The organism is Rathayibacter sp. AY1F6 (assembly GCF_002932035.1).
Taxonomy (GTDB): Bacteria; Actinomycetota; Actinomycetes; order Actinomycetales; family Microbacteriaceae; genus Rathayibacter.
The window spans coordinates 173,270-191,746 of sequence record NZ_PSVD01000001.1 but is presented as its reverse complement, the minus strand read 5'-3'; the positions used below and the strand labels follow the sequence as shown (position 1 = coordinate 191,746).

Sequence of the window (18,477 nt, the reverse complement as noted above, 5' to 3'; positions counted from 1 at the left end):
GCGCACCCGGCCGGGCCGGCTGAGAGCTCAGCCGGTCCGGGCGAGCGGTGCGGCGAAGAAGTCCTTCTCGAACGAACTCGACCGCAGGAACGCGTCCCTCATCGCGGCGCGCTCCCTCGGTGAGGCGTCGCGGGCGGCCTGCTCCGTGAACTCGATCGCCCGCTCGGTGGCCGTCGCGAAGACCGGGTCGCCGTAGGTGAGCAGCCAGTCCGCGTAGGGGTGCTCGGGGTGCCCGGAGGCGGCGAGGCGCGACCCGACGTCGGCGTAGAGCCAGAAGCAGGGGAGCAGGGCGGCGACGATCTCGCCGTAGCCGCCGCGCGCGGCGACCGCGAGCAGGTGGTCGGTGTAGCCGCGGGTCACGGGTGCGGGAGCCGCGTCCCTGGTCCCGAGCCGGTCGCGGTGCAGCTGCGCCTCCGCCGCGAGGGCGGACGCCGAGCCCTCGGCCCAGAAGACCTGCTCGGCGGTGGTCGGCGCGCGCTGCGCCGCGACGGCCAGGACGCGGGCGTACTCGGTGAGGTAGAGAGCGTCCTGCTCGAGGTACCACTCGAAGTCCTCCCGCCCGAGGGAGCCGTCGCCGAGGGCCCGCACGAACGGGAGCGCGTCGATCTCGTCGCGGAGGGTCCGCGTCCGCTCCCAGACGTCCGCGCAGAACGCCGGAGGACGTTGCCGGTGGAAGTGGTCGATCGGGCCGTTGCCGGTGCCGACCTCCAGGGCGTCGGCGGCGCGCAGGGCGCCGGTCAGCCACTCCTTGGCCTCCGTCAGCGCCTCGACCAGGGCGTCGGAGGAGGCATCGCGCCCGGCCAGGAGCGTCGCCATCGCGGACGAGAGCGAGCACCCGGTGCCGTGCGTGTTCGAGGTGGCGACGCGCTCGCCGGGGACCTCGCGCACGAGGCCGTCGGGGGTGACGATCGCGTCCGGGGTGGCGGGGCCGTCGAGGTGGCCGCCCTTCACCAGCACGGCGGCGTCGAGGGCGCGGGCGAGTGCCGCTCCCTGCGCGAGCGCGGCCGGCCAGTCGGAGGCGGTCGGCTCTCCGGCCAGCACGCCCAGCTCGGGGAGGTTCGGCGTCACCAGGTCGGCGCGGCGGAGCAGGTCGCGCACGGCGTCCTCGGCTTCGGGAGCGAGAAGCCGGTGACCGCTGGTCGCGACCATCACCGGATCCACGACCACGACGGGCGGGCGGACCTCGTCGAGCCACTCGGCGACGACTCCGGCGTACTCGGCCGTGGCGAGCATCCCGATCTTCACCGCGTCGATCGTGACGTCGTCGCTCACCGCGTCGAGCTGCTCGCGGAGGAACGCGGCGGGCGGCAGGTGCACGGAGCGGACTCCGTGCGTGTTCTGCGCGACGAGCGCGGTGACGACCGCCATGCCGTAGCCGCCGAGCGCGCCGATCGACTTGAGGTCGGCCTGGACGCCTGCACCGCCGGTCGGATCGGTGCCAGCGATGCTGAGGACACGGGGGACGCGGGCGCCGGCGGTCACCGGTCCCACTCCGCTCGGATCAGGCGGGCGGCCGCCGCGGGGTCGGCGGCCGTGCAGAGCGCCGACACGACCGCGAGGCCGGCCGCACCGGCGAGGCGGAGTGGCCCCGCGTCCGCGGCTCCGACTCCGCCGATGGCGACGCAGGGCAGCGCCGTGGCCGCGGCGAGGGCGGCGAACCCGTCGACACCGAGGGGAGCGGGGTGGTCGGGCTTGGTCGCGGTGGGCCGGATGACGCCGACGCCGAGGTAGTCGACCGTCCCCGCGGGCAGGGCGCGGACGGCGGCGAGGTGCTCGGGGGTGTTCGCTGTGAGCCCGATCACCGCGTCGGGTCCGAGCAGCGAGCGGGCGGCGGTGACGGGGAGGTCGGACTGCCCGAGGTGGACGCCGTGGACGCGGGCGCCCGCGAGGCGGGCGGCGAGGGCGACGTCGACGCGGTCGTCGACCAGCAGGGTCGTGCGCTCGTCGAGGACGGCGGCGACGGCCCGGGTCAGGGCGACGAGCTCGGCGGCGGAGGCGTCGTGATCGCGGATCTGCACGGTCGTGACTCCGCCTCGGACGGCGGCAGCGGCCACGGCGGGCACGCCGCGCGGGCCGCACTGGGCGGTGTCCGTGACGAGGTAGAGCGAGAGGTCGAGGCTCATTCGATCCGCGCCCCGGCCTCGGCGTCGGCCGGCTGGAGGGCAGCGAGGGCGTCGAGGAGGCCGACGGCGAAGGACCCGGGACCGCTGCTCGCGGCGGCGGCCCGCTCGGCGGCGAGGCCCCAGACCGCGGAGGCGCTGACGGCCGCGTCGAGCGGGCGGGCGCCCGCGCCGAGGAACGCCGCCATCACGGCGCCGAGCGCGCAGCCGCCGCCGGTCACGCGGGTCAGCAGCGGGTGGCCCCCCGTGACCCGGACGATCCGCTCGCCGTCGGTGACGAGGTCGACCGCTCCCGAGACGGCGACCACGCCGCCGGTGCGGCGGGCGAGGACGCGGGCGGAGTCGAGCGCCTGCTCGGCGGTGTCGACGGCGTCCACACCGCGGCCGCCCGCACCGGCTCCCGCGAGGGCGAGGATCTCGGAGGCGTTGCCGCGGATGATCGCCGGCCGCGCCTCGAGCAGGTCCACCGCCAGAGCGGTGCGGACGGGCAGCGGGCCGACGGCGACCGGATCGAGCACCCACGGGGTGCCGGCGCGTCCGGCCGCGGCGACCGCCTCGCGAGCACCCTCGCGCTGCTCCGCTCCGGGCGTGCCGAGGTTGACGAGCACCGCGGAGGCGAGGCCCGCGAAGACGCCCGCCTCGCCGGGCAGGTCGCACATCGCCGGGCTGGCGCCGAGGGCCAGAAGGCTGTTGGCGGTGAAGCCGGTGACGACCGCGTTCGTGATGCACTGCACCAGGGGCCCGGCGGCGCGGAGCTCGGCGAGATCGCGACCCACGGAGGCCGGGTCGGGCGCCGTGTCGGCGGGGAGGGTCGGGTGGACAGGCGTGCGAATGCTCATTCGCGACATCCCTTCGCTAGTACGAACTAGATCAGGTTCAACGGGTCTTCTCTCAGCCCTGGCGGGCACCCCGTGTCACTGCGCACGACCCTAGCAGCGGGCGCGGGCGCGCTCGCTGCTGCAGTGCGAGAGGAGGGAGCGGGCCGTCGTCGCCCCTTCGCCCGGGAGCGGCCGCTCAGCCGGTGAGGATCGTCGAGTCGCCGTGCGGCCCCACCGCGACGCGGAGGCCGATCGGCAGCCGCTCGCGCATCGCGTCGACGTGGCTGATCAGGCCGATCGTCCGACCGCCCGACCGCAGCTCGTCGAGCGTGCTGAGCGCCGTCTCGAGCGTCTCGGCATCGAGCGAGCCGAAGCCCTCGTCGATGAACATGGTCTCGAGCGAGATGCCGCCGGACTGCGCCGTCACCACGTCGGCGAGGCCGAGGGCGAGGGCGAGCGAGGCGAGGAACGTCTCGCCGCCGGAGAGCGAGGCGGGCTGCCGGCGGACGCCGGTGAAGGCGTCGAGCACGTCGATCCCGAGGCCGGAGGCGGCGCCGCGGTAGGCGAGCGAGTCGTCGTGGGCGAGGGCGTAGCGGCCGCTGGTCATCGCGTCGAGGCGGAGGTTCGCCGCGGTCACGATCTCCTCCAGGCGTCCGGCGAGGGCGAAGGCCTCGAGGTCCATCCGGCGCGTGTTCTGCCCCCGGCCGGAGACGGTCTCGGCCAGCGCGCGCAGCTCCTCGTGGCGGTGGAGACGCTCACCCAGCACGGCGAGGCGGCCCGCGGCCGTCGCGGCGAGCTCGGCCAGGCGCTCCGAGCGGTGCTCGAGCACGGAGAGGCCGGCTCGCGCCTCGTCGCGACGGGCGGAGGCCTCGCGCGAGCGCTCCTCGGCGGCGGCGAGGTCGACGGCCGTGCCCGGCAGTCCGCGGAGTTCCGGGTCGGCGAGCACCGCCTCCGTCGCGCTCCGCCGTCGCTCGTGCTCGGCGACGACGGCCTCGGCCCGCGCCCGGTCCCCGCTGGCCAGCGCGGCCGACTCGGCCTCCTCGGCGGTCGTGAAGCCGCGCTCGGCGAGGACCTCGGCGAGCTCCTCCCGGGCGGCGGCGGCGGCCTCGGACCGCGAGACGGCCGCCTCCTCGGCCTCGACCAGGGCGACGGCACGACGGCGCTGGGCGTTCAGCTGCTCGACGCGCGAGGCGACGCTCGTCGCGCCGTCGCGGAAGGCCTCGACGCGCTCCCGCAGCAGCCGCAGCGCTTCAGCGGCGAGGGCGGACTCGTCGGCGCGGGCGCGGTGCTCCTCGCGAGCGGCGTCCCGTCCGGACGTGAGAGCGTCGATCCGGGTGCGCAGCCGGGTGCGCTCGCGCCGCAGCTCCTCCATGCGGGCGGCGGCGCGGCGCGCCGAGGCGAGCCGCTCCTCGTGCGCCGGGCGGAGCGACTCCGGATCCGCGTCCTCGCCCACACGCTCCTCGAGCGCCGCGAGAGCCCGAGCCGCGGCTCCCTCGCGCTCGCGGGCGCCGTCGAGGGCGGCGGCGGCGCGCTCCACCGCGACGCGGGCCCGGTCGAGGTCGTCGGTGCCGACCGTCGTCGGGCCGTCGTGCTCGGCCGGGCGGGGGTGCTCGCACGAGCCGCAGACGGGGCAGGGCTCGCCCGGCTCCAGCCGCTCGGCGAGCTCCCCGGCGAACCCGGCGAACCGGCGCGCGATCAGGGCGGCCTGCTCCGCGGCGCGCTCGCCGTGGACGCGCGCCGCGTCGGCGTAGGCCGTGCGGAGCCGCTGCAGACCCGCCGCAGTGAGATCGCGCTCGAGGGCCGCGGCGATCCTCCGCTCGAGCGCGGCGAGCTCGTCGACGCGCGTGGGGACAGCGGCGGCCTCCCCGGCCAGGGACTCCTCCTCGGCGGCGAGCGCGTCGACGCGGGCGGGCAGCTCGCGCAGCTCCGCCTCGATCCCCGCGAGCGCGGTCGCCGCCGCCTGCTCGGCGCGTGCGGACCGCTCGGTGACGCGCTCCGCGTCGGGGAGCCGGCGCTCCTCTGCCAGCGCCTCGGCGAGGGCGCCGAGGACAGCGGCGAGCCGTTCGGCCGTCTCGGCGGCCGGGCCCCCGGACGCGTCCCCGTAGGCGTCGGCGGCGAGGTCGCGCTGCTGCCGGGCGGCCCGCTCCTTCTCGGCGGCTGCCCGGGCGGAGCGGAGCAGCGGCAGCACGCCGTCGGCCCGGCGCGCGCGCTCGATCGCGGCCCGCTGCTGCTCGACGTGCGCCTCGGCGACCACGAGCTCCTCCGCCTCGATGAGGGCGCGCCGGCGCCGCTCCTGGCCCCGGGCGATGCGCCGTGCCTCGTCGAGAGCGGTGCCCGCGGCCTCGTGCGCCGCGTCGGCCGCGGCGGAGCCGGCCCGGGCCGCCTCGAGCGGAGCGGCGAGCCGCGCCGGCAGCCCGGCGAACCAGGCGGCGTCCGGCAGAGGCGGCTCGGCTCCGTCATCGAGGAGCCGGACGGCCTCGTCCGCGAGCGCCGTCACGGCCGCGCGCTCCTCCTCGAGCCCGACGGCGCTCGCGTCGCGCTGCTCGAGCAGGCGGCGGCGGAGCAGATCGAAGCGCTCGGTCGCGAAGAGCGTGCGCAGGAGCCGCTGCCGGTCGTCGTTCTTCGCGAGCAGGAACTCGTGGAAGCGGTTCTGCGCCAGCAGGATCACCTGGAGGAACTGGTCCTTCGTCAGGCCGACGATCCGGCCGATGTCGGCGCCCACCTCCTTCGCGCTCGACGAGAGCCCTACCCAGGCGCCGTCGACCTGCTCCAGCAGCTCGACCTTCGCCGGCTGGGTCGTGGTGCCGGTGCCGCGCCGTTTCGGCCGCTCGTACTCGGGCGAGCGCCGGACGCGGTAGACGCGCCCCGCCGCCTCGAAGTCGAGCTCGGCGAAGGTCTCGTCCTCGGGGCCGCTGTGGTCGCTCCGGAGGCGCGAGGCGGTGCCGTCGAAGCGGGGGACCGAGCCGTAGAGCGCGAACGCGATCGCGTCGAGGATCGTCGACTTGCCCGCTCCGGTGCGCCCGGCGATGAGGTACACGCCCACGTCCTCGAGCCGGTCGAAGTCGACGCACTGCTCGGCGCGGAACGGTCCGAGTCCGGCGAAGGCGAGTCGGCGGATCCTCACCGCAGAGCCTCGGCCTCGACGGCCGCGAGCGCGTCGAGGGTGAGGGCGCGCTCGGTCTCCGTGGCGCCGTGACCGCCGCGGACGTGGGCGAGGAAGTCGTCGACGACCTCCACGTCGCTCCGCCCGCGGATCCGCTCGGCGTACGCGCGCGGCTCGGCCGCGGCGTGCGGGGGCCGGTGCTCGAGCGTGGCGCAGCCGGGGAAGCGCGACTGCAGGCGCGCCATCGCGTCGAGCGGGCGCACGGGATCGGTGAGCACCGCCGAGACCCAGTCGCCCTCCACCTCGGCCAGGGAGGGATCGCGCAGCAGCTGCTCGAGCTCGCCCTCGATCACGCTGAGCCTCCTCGGCACGGGGAGCGGCGACCACTCGACGCCCTCGAGCCCCTCGGGCCCGATCGTCACCAGCCAGGCGCCGCGCGGCTTCGACGCCTCGCCGAACGAGTAGTGCAGCGGCGCTCCGGAGTAGCGCACGCCCGGCAGCAGCTCGGCGCGTCCGTGGATGTGCCCGAGCGCCGCGTAGTCGGCCGCGGCGAAGTGCTCGACCGAGACGTAGTCGAGCCCGCCCGCCGTGATGTCGCGCTCGAGGACCGCGGCCGGGGCTCCGACCGCGAAGCAGTGCGCGAGCACGACCCAGGGACGGCCCGCCGCCTCGGCGGCGGCGCGCACCCGCGCCATCGCGAAGGCGAGCACGTCCTCGTGGCGGCGCAGCTGCTCCTCCGGGTGCCGGTGGCGGTAGAGGGCGGGCTCGAGGAAGGGGATGCCGTGGACGCCGACCTCGAGCCCGGACGCGTCGCGCAGCACGACCGGCTCGGCGTACGCCTCGGGGTCGGTGAGGACGTGGACGCCCGCTCCGCGAAGGAGCCCCGCCTGGAAGCCGAGCCGGGCGGGGGAGTCGTGGTTGCCGCTGGTGAGGACGACCTCGGCGCCGGCCGCGCGGATCGCCTCGAGCGTGCGGGTGAGGAGGGTGTAGTGCTCCGCGGCGGGCACGGCGGAGTCGAAGACGTCGCCGGCGATCAGCACCGCGTCCACGCGCTCGGCCCGCACCGTCTCGACCAGGGCCTCGAGCACGGTCGCGAGCGCCGCCGTCGTGGAGTGCCCGTGGAAGGTGCGGCCGATGTGCCAGTCCGAGGTGTGCAGCAGCTTCACGGTCGTCCTTCCTCTGCGTCGTCCGGGGGAGCGACTCCAGGCTAGTGAGGCCCTCCGACACCGGCGGCGCAGCGGACACCTCCCGTTCACCGGGAGGTGCACAATAGGGCGTCGGTCGAGCAGAGGAGATGGTCGTGAAGCTGCCCCGCGTCCCCGCGACGATCCTGGGTCTGGGCTCGCGCACCCGCGCCGCCGCCGAGGACACCGCTCCCATCCAGCGTCTGCGCCCGGACGACGAGCCGGCCCGCACCAGCACGGTCGACAACGCGATCTACCAGGACGGCCGCCGGGTCGTCTCACCCGGCAGCATCCCGGAGGCGCTCGCCGCCCTGCAGAAGCTGCCCGACGCGATGGCGTGGATCGGGCTGTACCGGCCGAACGCGGCCGAGCTCGCCGCGCTCGAGGACGAGTTCTCGATGCACCCGCTCGCCCTCGAGGACGCGATCAGCGCGCACCAGAGGCCCAAGCTCGAGCGGTACGGCAGCGACATGTTCGTGGTGCTGCGCGCCGCCAGCTACTCCGACCAGCGCGAGGAGGTCGACTTCGGCGAGCTCCACCTGTTCGTGGGGTCGAACTTCGTCGTCACGGTCCGCCACTCCGAGAAGCCCGACCTCTCGCTGGTGCGGCGGCGGATGGAGGCCGATCCGGAGCTGCTGCGCGTCGGCCCGGTCGCCGTGCTGTACGCGATCCTCGACGCCGTCGTGGATCAGTACTCGCCCGTCGTCGCCGGTCTCGAGAACGACATCGACGAGATCGAGGCGCAGGTCTTCGAGGGCGACCCGGCGGTGTCCCGACGCATCTACGAGCTCAGCCAGGAGGTGCTGGACTTCCAGCGTGCGGTCGCTCCGCTGACCGGCATGCTCGGGCGGCTCGTCACCGACTTCGAGGTGTTCCAGTCGGATGTGGAGCTGCGCCGCTACATCCGCGACGTCGCCGACCACGTCGCGCTCGTCACCGAGCGGGTCGACGGCTTCCGCACCACGCTGCGGGAGATCCTGGCGGTGAACGCGACCCTCGTCGCCCAGCGCCAGAACGAGGACATGAAGAAGCTCGCGGAGGTGGGCAACCAGCAGAACGACGAGGTCAAGCGGATCTCCGCCTGGGCGGCCATCTTCTTCGCGCCGACCATGATCTCGAGCATCTACGGCATGAACTTCGACGTGATGCCCGAGCTGCACGTGGCGTGGGGGTACCCGGCGGCGCTCGCGGCGATGCTCGCCTCGAGCGTGGTGCTGCACCGGCTCTTCAAGCGGTGGGGCTGGCTCTGAGCCCGCGTCCCGCGACGTGTCAACACCGTGACGGTCCCGGAGGCTCCGCGTAGCGTCGCTCGCGGGCCGTCCGGCCCCTGAACGGAGGGACTCCCGATGACTCCGGAGGACACGACCACGACGGCCCCGCGGCCCCGCTCCCTCTGGCGGGCGGGCGCGGCTCCGATCCCCTCCGACGAGTTCGTGCCGGGCGCGCACTACGACGACGTCGTGGTCGGCGCCGGGCTCACCGGGCTGGTCACCGCGCTCCTCCTGCAGCGGACCGGCCGGCGCGTGCTGGTGCTGGAGGCGCGGGAGGTCGGCGCCGTCACGACCGGGAACACGACGGCGAAGCTCAGCCTCCTGCAGGGAGCGCACCTCTCCCGGATCTCGGAGCGCAACATCCCCGCGGTGACCGAGGCCTACGTCGCGGCGAACCTCGCGGGCTTCCGCTGGCTGCTCGACTACTGCGAGGGCGCGGGCGTGCCGGTGCAGAGGCGCACCGCCTACAGCTACGCGCAGACGCCCGAGGGCGTGGACGCCGTCCTGAAGGAGCACGCGACCGCGCGCCGCTTCGGCCTCGCGACCCGCCTCGTCGGCGAGCTCGACGTGCCGTTCCCCAGCACGGCGGCCGTCGCCCTCGACGACCAGGCCCAGTTCGACCCGATGGACGTCCTCACGGCGCTCGCCGCCGACTTCCGCGCCGCCGGGGGCACCCTGGTGCAGGGCGTCCGGGCCCTCGGGATGCGAGCGACCGCTCCCGTCCGGGTCCGCACCAGCGCGGGCCCGGTGACCGGGGACCGGGCCTACCTGCTCACGGGGACGCCGATCCTCGACCGCGGCCTGTACTTCGCCAAGATCGCCGCGCTGCGCTCGTACGCGGTCGCGTTCCGCACCGACGTGCCGATCCCCGACGGCATGTACCTCTCGGTCGACGAGCCGTCCCGCTCGGTGCGCGACGCCGAGCGCGACGGCGAGCGGCTCCTCCTGATCGGCGGCAACGGCCACCCCGTGGGGCGCAGGCCCGTCACCTCGGAGGCGGTGGACGACCTGGTCGCCTGGACGCGGCGGTCCTTCCCGGGGGCGGAGCCGGTCGTGCAGTGGAGCGCCCAGGACTACGAGCCGTTCCACCGTGTGCCGTTCGTGGGCTGGCTGCCGCGGGGCCGCGGACGGATCTTCCTGGCGACCGGCTACGACAAGTGGGGGATGACCAACGCGGTGCAGGCCGCGCTGACGCTCGTCGCCGACCTCGAGGGCGGGACGCCGGCCTGGGCGAGGACGCTGCACCGCCGGCCCACGCTGCCGCGGGTGATGGCGGAGGGGCTCGGCGCCGGGCTGGCGGTGGGCGCCTGGTACGCCCGCGGGTGGTCGACAGCGCTCCGCGCGCCCCGCTCGGCCGGGGTGGTGCCGGCGGAGGGCCAGGGCTCGCTCGCCCGCGACGGCCTGCAGCCCGTCGCGGTCTCCACCGTGGAGGGGCGGCGCTGCGCGGTGTCGGCGGTGTGCCCGCACCTGGGCGGGATCGTCACCTGGAACGACTCGGAGCGCAGCTGGGACTGCCCGCTGCACGGCTCCCGCTTCGCAGCCGACGGGACGGTGCTGGAGGGGCCGGCGGTCGAGCCGCTCGCCCCGCTGGGCTAGGACGGCCGCCGGCTCAGCGGAGCCGACGGCCGAGGCAGGCCCCGCGGAGCAGGCGGCTCAGTCCTCGTCCGCTCCGGGCTCCGCGACCTCGTCGCCGTCCGCGCCCGAGGCGTCGCCGGTCGTGTGCAGATCGGTGTCGCCCGGGATGCTGAAGTCGCTCAGCGGGTCCAGGGGCTTCTTGTCGTCGGTATCGTCGCTCATGCCTGCCACCCTACGAGCGTCCGGCGAGGCGCTGCACCGCGGCGACCGGGATCGACAGCCACTCCGGCCGGTTGCGCGCCTCGTAGATCGCCTCGTAGACGGCCTTGTCGAGCTCGAACGCGTCGAGCACCGCCCGGTGCGCGGTGACCGCGTCGCCCGCTTGCTCGGCGTAGCCCTCGAGGAACGCGGCACGGCTCGCCGCCGCCCACGCCGCCCTCGAGGCGCCCGGCTCGGCCTGCTCGTGCGCACCCGCCGCGTAGTCGAAGGAGCGCAGCATCCCCGCCACGTCGCGAAGGGCCACGTCGGGAAGACGGCGCTCGTGCATGGGCCGCAGCGGCTCGCCCTCGAAGTCGAGGAGCACCCAGCCGCGATCGGGCACGGACAGGACCTGCCCGAGGTGGTAGTCGCCGTGGATGCGCTGGAGCCTCGGCCACGGCGCGGTCTCGGCGGCGCGGAACACGGCCTCGATCGCCTCCGAGTCCTCGGCGATCACGGGGACCTCTGCCGAGGCGATGCGCAGGCGACGGCGCATGGCCGCGACCATCCGCTCGACGACCTCGGACGTGGTGTCCTCGGTCGGCATGACCTCCGCCAGCGTCGCGTGCACCTCGGCGGTGGCGCGGCCCAGCTCGCGGGCGGGTCCGGTGAAGTCGGAGTCGGCGGCGACCGCCTCGAGGGCGACGCGCCACGCGTCCTGGACCCCGGGGAGGAACTCCTGCGCGAAGGCGAGGTGCCCGAAGGCGCGGCCCGTCTCCTCGCCCTCGTCGTCCCACTCGCCGGTCACGTTGCCGATCACGGGCGGGACGAGGGCGCTCCCGGCGGCGTTGAGCGCCGACTGCACCGTCACGTCCGGGTTGTCGCCGTGGTGGAGGGCGCGGAAGACCTTGACGATCACCGGGGTCGCGTCGGATCCGTCGTCGGCGGTGGTGCGGACGATTACCGAGGTGTTCGACTGCTCGCCGCTGAGCACCTTCGAGGACGCGAACGCCCCGATCGCGGCACCCGGCTGCCGGTGGCCCTCGGCGCGGGCGCCGCCCTGGGCGCCGTCCTCGTCGGAGCGGCCACCGTCGGCGATCATCCCGAGCAGGGCGCGGGCGAACACCGGGTCGCGCGGAGCGTCGTACACGTAGTGCGAGTCGTCGGAGTAGACGAGGGCGTCCTCGAGCCCGGGCACCGGAGCCGCGTGGACGGTCACCGGCACCTGGTACAGCACCGGGCTCGTGCCTGCCCGGTCGATGAAGAGGTGGTCCACCACCTCCGCCTCTCCGGGGTGCAGCGACCAGGCGCCGCGGACCTCCAGCTCGGGGCGCCGCCCCTTGCTCGCGTACCACCTCTGGTCCGCCACCCATGCGGCGATGCGGTCGATCGACAGGCCTGCGCTCATGCTCTTCCCTCCGTCGGCACCCCGAACCCTACTGGCCGCGGACGACGGGCGGAGGGGCTTGCGGCGGGGCGCTCAGGCCAGCTCGAGCACGTCCAGCGTCCAGGCGTACTCGAACGCGATCTCGCGCCAGCGCTCGTAGCGTCCGCTCACCCCGCCGTGTCCCGCGGTCATCTCGGTGCGCAGCAGCGCGGGAGCGCCGACCTCGCGGAGCCTGGCCACCCACTTCGCCGGCTCCACGTAGAGCACCCGGGTGTCGTTGAGGCTCGTCGTCGCGAGGATCCGGGGGTACTGCACGTCCTCGCGGACGTTCTCGTAGGGCGAGTACGACTTCATGTAGGCGTAGACCTCGGCGTCGTGCAGCGGGTCGCCCCACTCGTCCCACTCGATCACCGTGAGCGGGAGCGACGGGTCGAGGATCGAGGTGAGCGCGTCGACGAACGGGACCTGCGCGAGGACGCCGGCGAACGCCTCCGGGGCGAGGTTCGCGACCGCGCCCATCAGCAGGCCGCCGGCCGACCCTCCCTGCGCGACCAGGCGGTCCGGAGTGGTGAAGCCCGCGTCGACCAGGTGCCGCGCCGCGGAGACGAAGTCGGTGAAGGTCGTCCGCTTCGCCAGCGTCTTCCCGTTCTCGTACCAGGAGCGGCCCATCTCCCCGCCGCCGCGGACGTGCGCGACGGCGAAGACGACGCCGCGGTCGAGCAGCGAGAGGCGCGCGATCGAGAAGCCCGGGTCGATGCTCGCCTCGTACGAGCCGTAGCCGTAGAGGAGGAGCGGCGCGGGGGCCGAGTCCGGATCGGCGGCGTCGCGGCGCCAGACGAGCGAGAGGGGCACCCGCGTGCCGTCCTCCGCCACGGCCCACTCCCTCCTCTGCACGTACAGCGCGGGGTCGTAGTCGCCGAGCACCGGCTGCTGCTTGAGCACCGTGCGCTCGCCCGTCGCGACGTCGAGCGCGAGCACGGTCGAGGGGGTGACGAACGAGGTGTAGGCGAGGCGGAGGGAGGGCTGCTCCCACTCCGGGTTCCCCGCCAGGCCCGCGTCGTAGAGCGGCTCGTCGAAGACGATCTCCTCGAGCCGCGCTCCGGCGCCGTCCTCGCGGAGCAGCCCGAGCCGGGTGGCTCCGTCGGCGCGGTACGAGACGACGACGTGCCCGGCGAAGGCGTCGACGCCCTCGATCCGGCGACCCTCGCGGTGCGGCACCACCACGCGGCGCTCGCGGGCCCGGGCGTCGGCGTCGAGCGACAGGTCGGCCGGCTCCTCGACGATCTCGAAGTCGAGGGCGCCGTCGTTGTGCACGATCAGCAGGCGGTCGCGCCCGTCGACGACGGCGTGCTCGACCTCGTACTCCACGCCCTCGCGGCGCGGCCACACCGAGCGGAAGGAGCCGGTCGGGTCGGACGCGTCCAGCAGCAGGCACTCGCTCGTGATCTTGCTCCCGATCTCGATGACGAGGAAGCGGCGGCTGCGGGTGAGGCCCACGCCGATCCAGTAGCGCTCGTCGGGCTCGGCGAAGACGACCTCGTCCGGAGTCCCGGCGCCGACCTCGTGCCGCCAGATCGTGTCGGGGCGCCAGGACTCGTCGACGGTCGGGTAGAAGACGAAGCGCGCGTCCGCGCCGAAGGTCGCTCCGCCGCCGGTCCCCTCGATGACGTCCGGCAGGTCCTCGCCGGTCTCGAGGTCGCGGATGCGGAGGGTGTAGCGCTCGTCGCCCTCGACGTCGGTGCCGAAGAGCAGCCGTCGGCCGTCCGCCGAGACGTCGAAGCTGCCGAGCGAGAAGAAGTCGTGTCCCTCCGCCTCCGCGTTGCCGTCCAGGACGACCTGCTCGCCCTCGAGCGGGCCGCCCTCGGCGATCGACGGCGGCGTCCAGTCGTCCGGCCCGCTGATCGGCGCCCGGCAGTGCACGGCGTACTGGCGGCCCTCGTAGGAGCGCGAGAAGTACCACCAGGAGCCCTCCCGGACGGGGACCGAGAGGTCGGTCTCCTTCGTCCGCGAGCGGATCTCCTCGAACAGGCGCTCGCGCAGCGGGGCGAGAGGAGCCAGCACCGCCTCGGTGTACGCGTTCTCGGCCTCGAGGTGCGCGATCACCTCGGGGCTCTCCTTCTCGCGCAGCCACTCGTAGTGGTCGACCACCACGTCGCCGTGGTGGCGGCGCTCGAGGGGGACGCGGCGGGCGACGGGCGGAACGGGCGCGGTCATCGCTCCAGCCTAGGGCGAGGGCGCCCCTGGCCGCCCGGGGTGCCGCAGCGGCGCCGGGCGTGATCACAATGGAGCATGGCCAGCGGTGCGGAGAACGAGTCGGCGACGTCCCGGGCGGGCGGTGCGCGGAGAGTGCAGACCGAGGTCGAGCGCAAGTACGACGTCGACGCGGGCACCCGGCTGCCCGACCTGACCGGCACCGGGAGCGTCGCGAGCGTCCGCACCGAGGAGCCGGTGACCCTCCACGCCGAGTACTTCGACACCGCCGAGCGCACTCTGTCCCGGGCGCGGATCACGCTGCGCCGCCGCGAGGGCGGATCCGACCAGGGCTGGCACGTCAAGCTGCCCGGCTCCTCCGGCCGGACCGAGATACACGCGGAGCTCACGGCCTCGCGCACGGTCCCGTCCGCCGTCCGCGAGCCGGTGCTCGGGCAGGTGGGGCGCGCGCCGCTCGAGCCGCTGGCGCTGCTCGAGACGGTCCGCTCGATCACCCGCGCCCTCGACTCCCACGGGCGGGAGCTCGCCGAGATCGCCGACGACCTGGTGACCGCGCGCGACCAGCGCACCGGCCGCGAGCGGCGCTGGAGGGAGTGGGAGGTCGAGCTCGTCGACGTCCCGGGCGACGAGGGCGAGCGGGTCCTCGACGCGATCGAGCAGCGCCTCCTCGCCGCGGGCGCCCGCCCGGCCGCCAGCGCCTCCAAGCTCGCCCGGGCCACCGGCGGCCCGATCGAGGAGGCGGTCACGGATCCGCGGAACGGCGGGGAGGCGGCGCTCGCCGCGGTCCGCTCGCTCCTGCGCGAGCTGCGCGCCGTCGACCCGCGGGTGCGCCTCGAGGCCGACGACGCCCTGCACCGGATGCGCGTGCTCGCGCGCCGGCTCCGGTCCGTCCTCGCCGCCTCCCGCTCCGTGCTCGACCGTGCGGCGACCGACCCCGTGCGGGACGAGCTGCGCTGGCTGGGAGGGGTCCTCGGCGCGGCCCGCGACCAGGAGGTGCTCGCCGAGCGGTTCCGCACCTCCCTGGCGGCCGTCGAGGGCGCCCCGAGCACCCCCACCGCCCTGCTGGAGGAGATCGAGCACCGGCACGCCTCGGCGCTGCGCCGCGTCGACCGCACTCTGCGCGGCGGCCGCTACCTCGCGCTCCTCGCCTCGCTCGACGCCCTGCTCGCGGATCCGCCCCGCACCGCGCGGGCGGGCTCGAGCGCGACGGCGCTGGTGCGCCGCTCCGTCGCGAAGGACCTCGCGCGCATCTCCGCGGCGGGCTCCGCAGCGGCCGGCGGCTCGCTCGAGGCTCGTCACGACCTGCGGAAGGCGGCGAAGCGGCTCCGCTACACCGTGGAGGCGTGGCGGGCGGTCGTCCCCGAGGCCGTCGGCGCCCGGCGCCGCTCGCTCGCCGAGGCGGGAGAGGACCTCGCCGACGCCCTGGGGGAGGAGCGCGACGCGCTCGCCGCCCGTGCGCTGATCCTGGAGGAGGCCGATCGCAGCGGGGAGGGAGCCTTCGCGCTGGGGGTCGTCGCCGCCGAGGAGCGGCACCGCGCCAGGCGGGCCGCGAAGGCCGCGGAGAAGGCGGGGGACCGTCTGGGGTCGCTCTCGCGCTGACCGTGCGGCCCCGCGGTCGCTGTCAAGCCGACGGCCCGGTCACACGGACGAAATCCACGGCGGATAATGTGAATCATGCCTTCCGTCCGTGCTCTTCCGTCACCGCTCCTGCGCCCGCGCCACTTCGACCGCGACGACGTCGTGGTCCATGCCGGCCTGTTCTCGCTGGTGAACTCGAGTACGACGCCCCGTGCGGCCTGGACCGAGGATCTGATCGCCATCGGCGAGGTCCTCGACGCCGCCGAATTCCCCTACCGCCTCATCCGCGGCACCGACGGCTCGCCCTTCCTCGCGGTGGACCGCGTGCTCGGCGCCGAGCTGGCGACGCTGCTGGCGCGCGCCTTCGCGACCGAGCCCTTCTACGCCAAGACGGTCGACAAGCGGGGCACCCCGCCGCAGCTCCTGGCCGAGGGCGTGCTCGCGCCGTATCCGCGCGCCTCCGTCTTCAAGCTCTTCCGCCCGCGCGTCTCCTCCACGGGATCGCTGCGCTACGGCGCCCGCAGCGGCGTCCGCCTCGAGCTGTGGAAGGTGGGCGAGGAGGAGATCATCACTCCCGCCGAGAACGCGCTCATGCGCAACAGCCTCCCCGTCGCCGAAGCCATCGACGCCCACGTCGAGGCGTACGGCCGCACCTGGCCGACGTTCGAGGGCATGTTCGAGCCGCTCGTCAGCGACATCCGCTTCGAGGTCGACATCGTCTTCTCGTGGGTCGACGGCACCGACCTGGAGTTCCAGCGCGCCCGTGCGGCCCGCATGGCGAGCTACGTGGTGGGCGAGGGCGACGACGCTCCGGCGCGCTTCCGTCAGATCGACGAGCTCAAGTACGCCCTGCGCAGCGTCTACATGTACGCGCCGTGGATCCGGCACATCTACATCGTCACCGACTCCCCGCGCCCGCGCTGGCTGGACGAGCACCCGGACGTCACCCTCGTTCGCAGCGAGGACCACTTCCGCGACCTCTCGGTACTGCCGACGCACAACTCCCACGCGGTCGAGAGCCAGCTGCACCGCATCCCGGGGCTGGCGGAGCACTTCCTCTACTCCAACGACGACATGTTCTTCGGGCGCCCGGTCGATCCGTCGATCTTCTTCTCGCCCGGGGGCATCACGAAGTTCATCGAGGCGACGACGCGCATCGGCATGGGCGACTCCAACGCCTCCCGCAGCGGCTTCGAGAACGCGGCCCGCGTCAACCGGCGCCTGCTCCGCGAGCGCTTCGGCGCGATGACGACCCGTCACCTCGAGCACGCCGCCACGCCGCTCCGCAAGACCGTGATGGCCGAGCTCGAGGCCGAGTTCGAGCCGGAGTTCACCGCGACCGCCGCGAGCCGCTTCCGCTCCGCGAGCGACGTCTCCGTCACCAACTCGCTCTACCACTACTACGCGCTGATGACCGGGCGCGCGGTCGTGCAGGAGAACGCCTCGGTGAAGTACGTCGACACGACGATGCACCAGGGGCTGAAGGACATGCGCAAGCTCCTCAAGAACCGCGGAGTCGACTTCTTCTGCCTCAACGACGGCAGCTTCCCCGAGATCTCGGCGGAGGCGCGCACCAAGGCCGTCATCGGGTTCCTCGAGGAGTACTACCCGATCCCGGCTCCGTGGGAGCGCGAGGTCTGACCGTGGGCTGGGCCGTCGGGGGAGCGGTGGCCGGGCTGCTTCTCGGCCTGGCGAGCTCGCTCGTGTTCCCGGGCATCGGAGTGGGAGCGGGCGTCGGCGTGGGCGTCGCGCTGGCCGCGGCGCTGGCGTTCGCCGGATGGCTGTTCGCGCGGGACCGCGCCGGCGGGCGCTGATACCGCCGGCCGTGTCCGAGGACGCGGTCGACGCGGCGCCCGGAGGCGTCAGGGCGACCCCGACGCCCCGTCGCGTCGCTACGCGCTGACGCCCACCCGCTCCACGAGCGGCGGGTAGAGCTCCTCGTCCCGGGCGACCGGGGCCGCCGTCGCCGCGGCGATCTCGACGCCGTGGTCCGCGAGGATCCGCTGCGTCTCGTTCGCCGAGACGTAGGACACCTCGGTCGAGGCGCCGATCGGCACCACCGAGTGCAGCACCGTGCCGTCGTAGACGTGGATCAGGTTGAACGCCTGGGCGCCGTTGCGGGCGCGGGTCGCTCCCACCGGCACGTTGAGGTCCTGGGTGTAGCAGGTGGCCGACGCGACCGAGACCGGGATGCCGGCGAACATCGCCGTCGACGAGTAGTGCAGGTGGCCCGCGATGATGCTGCGGACGTCGGAGCCCTCGAGCACCTCCGCGAGGGCGGGCTGGTCGCGCAGCTCCACGAGGACCGACAGGTCGAGCACGCTCGGCACCGGCGGGTGGTGCAGCGCGAGGATCGTGCCGTGCGGGGCCGGGCTGGAGAGCTCCTCCGCCAGCCAGTCGAGCTGCGCGTCCGAGATCTCCCCGTAGTGGGCGCCGGGCACGGTGGAGTCCAGCGCGATGATCCGCAGCCCGTTCACGTCGTGCACGCGGTCGACCGGCTGCGTGGTCGGGAGCTGGTCGAGCAGCCCCGAGCGGAACGCGCCGCGGTCGTCGTGGTTGCCCATCACCCAGATCACCTCGGCGCCGAGGCGTGCGGCCGCGGGCTCGACGACGGCGCGCAGCTTCGCGTACGCCTCCGGCTCGCCCTTGTCGGCCAGGTCGCCGGTGACGACGATCGCCTCCGGACGTCCGCCGGACGCCTCCAGCTCGTCGAACAGGAGCCGCAGCTGGGCCTCGCTGTCGACGTCGGAGCCGTACAGGCCGCCGTCTCCGGCGATGAAGTGGGTGTCGCTCAGGTGAAGGATGAAGTGGTTGGGCCGGGGGTACTCGGCCTGGCGGAGGGACATGATCCTCGGGTTCCACGATCGGCGGGAGCCGGATCACGCGACCCGGCGTCGGCACTTGCGCACTGCTCCAGCGGAGGCGACCCCGCTGCGATCAGTCCATCATCGCGGGGTGAACTCCGGGCCAACACCGGTCGGCGCGTCATCGAACGGTTCTCCCAGGTTGCCGGTCGCTGCGCGGTCCTCCCG

General features: G+C 74.7%; 14 protein-coding genes and 1 riboswitch. Of the genes, 5 read left to right on the top strand and 9 right to left on the bottom strand.

Annotation, left to right across the window (positions count from 1 at the left end; translation table 11 throughout):
• Window positions 1-27: 27 nt before the first annotated feature.
• The 5 genes from thiD to C5C44_RS00865 all read right to left on the bottom strand — a co-directional run bounded on the left by thiD (window position 28) and on the right by C5C44_RS00865 (window position 7,207).
• A complete protein-coding gene (gene thiD, locus C5C44_RS00885) occupies window positions 28-1,482 on the bottom strand; it encodes a bifunctional hydroxymethylpyrimidine kinase/phosphomethylpyrimidine kinase (RefSeq protein ID WP_104335090.1) in 1,455 nt (484 codons plus the stop codon).
• The gene (thiE, locus tag C5C44_RS00880) at window positions 1,479-2,123 is read right to left on the bottom strand and encodes a thiamine phosphate synthase (RefSeq protein WP_104291503.1); all 645 of its coding nucleotides are present in this window, start codon (window positions 2,121-2,123) and stop codon (window positions 1,479-1,481) included. The genes thiD and thiE overlap by 4 nt, the downstream gene beginning before the upstream one ends.
• Window positions 2,120-2,959 carry a hydroxyethylthiazole kinase gene (gene thiM / locus C5C44_RS00875; RefSeq protein WP_104309730.1) on the bottom strand — a complete coding sequence of 280 codons (840 nt, stop codon included), beginning with the start codon at window positions 2,957-2,959 and terminating at the stop codon, window positions 2,120-2,122. Before thiM ends, thiE begins: the two co-directional genes overlap by 4 nt.
• A riboswitch (TPP riboswitch) is annotated at window positions 2,951-3,042 on the bottom strand. (Overlaps the previous gene by 9 nt.)
• 92 nt (window positions 3,043-3,134) lie before the next feature.
• Window positions 3,135-6,062 carry an AAA family ATPase gene (locus C5C44_RS00870; RefSeq protein ID WP_104335089.1) on the bottom strand — a complete coding sequence of 976 codons (2,928 nt, stop codon included), beginning with the start codon at window positions 6,060-6,062 and terminating at the stop codon, window positions 3,135-3,137.
• The gene (locus tag C5C44_RS00865) at window positions 6,059-7,207 is read right to left on the bottom strand and encodes an exonuclease SbcCD subunit D (RefSeq protein ID WP_104223069.1); all 1,149 of its coding nucleotides are present in this window, start codon (window positions 7,205-7,207) and stop codon (window positions 6,059-6,061) included. Before C5C44_RS00865 ends, C5C44_RS00870 begins: the two co-directional genes overlap by 4 nt.
• Before the next feature lie 128 nt (window positions 7,208-7,335).
• Here C5C44_RS00865 and C5C44_RS00860 point away from each other — a divergent pair, with 128 nt between their 5' ends.
• Both C5C44_RS00860 and C5C44_RS00855 read left to right on the top strand, forming a co-directional pair.
• Entirely contained in the window at window positions 7,336-8,475 is a 1,140-nt protein-coding gene (locus C5C44_RS00860; RefSeq protein ID WP_104223070.1) for a magnesium and cobalt transport protein CorA, read from the top strand.
• 96 nt (window positions 8,476-8,571) lie between these two features.
• A complete protein-coding gene (locus C5C44_RS00855) occupies window positions 8,572-10,092 on the top strand; it encodes an FAD-dependent oxidoreductase (RefSeq protein WP_104335088.1) in 1,521 nt (506 codons plus the stop codon).
• Between the two features lie 57 nt (window positions 10,093-10,149).
• Here C5C44_RS00855 and C5C44_RS16845 read toward each other — a convergent pair whose 3' ends face one another.
• The 3 genes from C5C44_RS16845 to C5C44_RS00845 form a co-directional block, all read right to left on the bottom strand.
• Window positions 10,150-10,293 (bottom strand): hypothetical protein, encoded by a 144-nt coding sequence (locus C5C44_RS16845; RefSeq protein ID WP_159914626.1) that lies wholly within the window; start codon window positions 10,291-10,293, stop codon window positions 10,150-10,152.
• Window positions 10,294-10,303: 10 nt separating this feature from the next.
• Window positions 10,304-11,677, bottom strand: coding sequence for a phosphotransferase (locus C5C44_RS00850; protein WP_104223072.1), 1,374 nt, complete (start codon window positions 11,675-11,677; stop codon window positions 10,304-10,306).
• Window positions 11,678-11,749: 72 nt separating this feature from the next.
• Window positions 11,750-13,870: a S9 family peptidase gene (locus C5C44_RS00845; protein WP_104309734.1), complete on the bottom strand. Its 2,121-nt coding sequence runs from the start codon at window positions 13,868-13,870 to the stop codon at window positions 11,750-11,752.
• 75 nt (window positions 13,871-13,945) lie between these two features.
• Between C5C44_RS00845 and C5C44_RS00840 the strand changes: the two genes are divergently transcribed.
• The 3 genes from C5C44_RS00840 (at window position 13,946) to C5C44_RS00830 (ending at window position 17,259) form a co-directional block, all read left to right on the top strand.
• Window positions 13,946-15,466, top strand: a complete 1,521-nt coding sequence (locus tag C5C44_RS00840; RefSeq protein WP_104335087.1) for a CYTH and CHAD domain-containing protein — start codon at window positions 13,946-13,948, stop codon at window positions 15,464-15,466.
• 75 nt (window positions 15,467-15,541) lie between these two features.
• Entirely contained in the window at window positions 15,542-17,086 is a 1,545-nt protein-coding gene (locus C5C44_RS00835; protein ID WP_104225612.1) for a stealth family protein, read from the top strand.
• Complete coding sequence (locus tag C5C44_RS00830; protein WP_104237889.1) at window positions 17,068-17,259, top strand: hypothetical protein; 192 nt, start codon at window positions 17,068-17,070, stop codon at window positions 17,257-17,259. Before C5C44_RS00835 ends, C5C44_RS00830 begins: the two co-directional genes overlap by 19 nt.
• Window positions 17,260-17,337: 78 nt before the next feature.
• Here C5C44_RS00830 and C5C44_RS00825 read toward each other — a convergent pair whose 3' ends face one another.
• Window positions 17,338-18,291: a phosphodiesterase gene (locus tag C5C44_RS00825; RefSeq protein WP_104225613.1), complete on the bottom strand. Its 954-nt coding sequence runs from the start codon at window positions 18,289-18,291 to the stop codon at window positions 17,338-17,340.
• Window positions 18,292-18,477 lie beyond the last annotated feature (186 nt).

Bases quoted from the DNA above. Each gene is read 5' to 3' on its own strand.
- thiE (WP_104291503.1), bottom strand. From the start codon at position 2,123: ATGAGCCTCGACCTCTCGCTCTACCTCGTCACGGACACCGCCCAGTGC.
- C5C44_RS16845 (WP_159914626.1), bottom strand. From the start codon at position 10,293: ATGAGCGACGATACCGACGACAAGAAGCCCCTGGACCCGCTGAGCGAC.
- thiM (WP_104309730.1), bottom strand. From the start codon at position 2,959: ATGAGCATTCGCACGCCTGTCCACCCGACCCTCCCCGCCGACACGGCG.
- C5C44_RS00860 (WP_104223070.1), top strand. From the start codon at position 7,336: ATGGTCGTGAAGCTGCCCCGCGTCCCCGCGACGATCCTGGGTCTGGGC.
- C5C44_RS00825 (WP_104225613.1), bottom strand. From the start codon at position 18,291: ATGTCCCTCCGCCAGGCCGAGTACCCCCGGCCCAACCACTTCATCCTT.
- C5C44_RS00845 (WP_104309734.1), bottom strand. From the start codon at position 13,870: ATGACCGCGCCCGTTCCGCCCGTCGCCCGCCGCGTCCCCCTCGAGCGC.
- C5C44_RS00850 (WP_104223072.1), bottom strand. From the start codon at position 11,677: ATGAGCGCAGGCCTGTCGATCGACCGCATCGCCGCATGGGTGGCGGAC.
- C5C44_RS00840 (WP_104335087.1), top strand. From the start codon at position 13,946: ATGGCCAGCGGTGCGGAGAACGAGTCGGCGACGTCCCGGGCGGGCGGT.
- C5C44_RS00855 (WP_104335088.1), top strand. From the start codon at position 8,572: ATGACTCCGGAGGACACGACCACGACGGCCCCGCGGCCCCGCTCCCTC.
- C5C44_RS00835 (WP_104225612.1), top strand. From the start codon at position 15,542: ATGCCTTCCGTCCGTGCTCTTCCGTCACCGCTCCTGCGCCCGCGCCAC.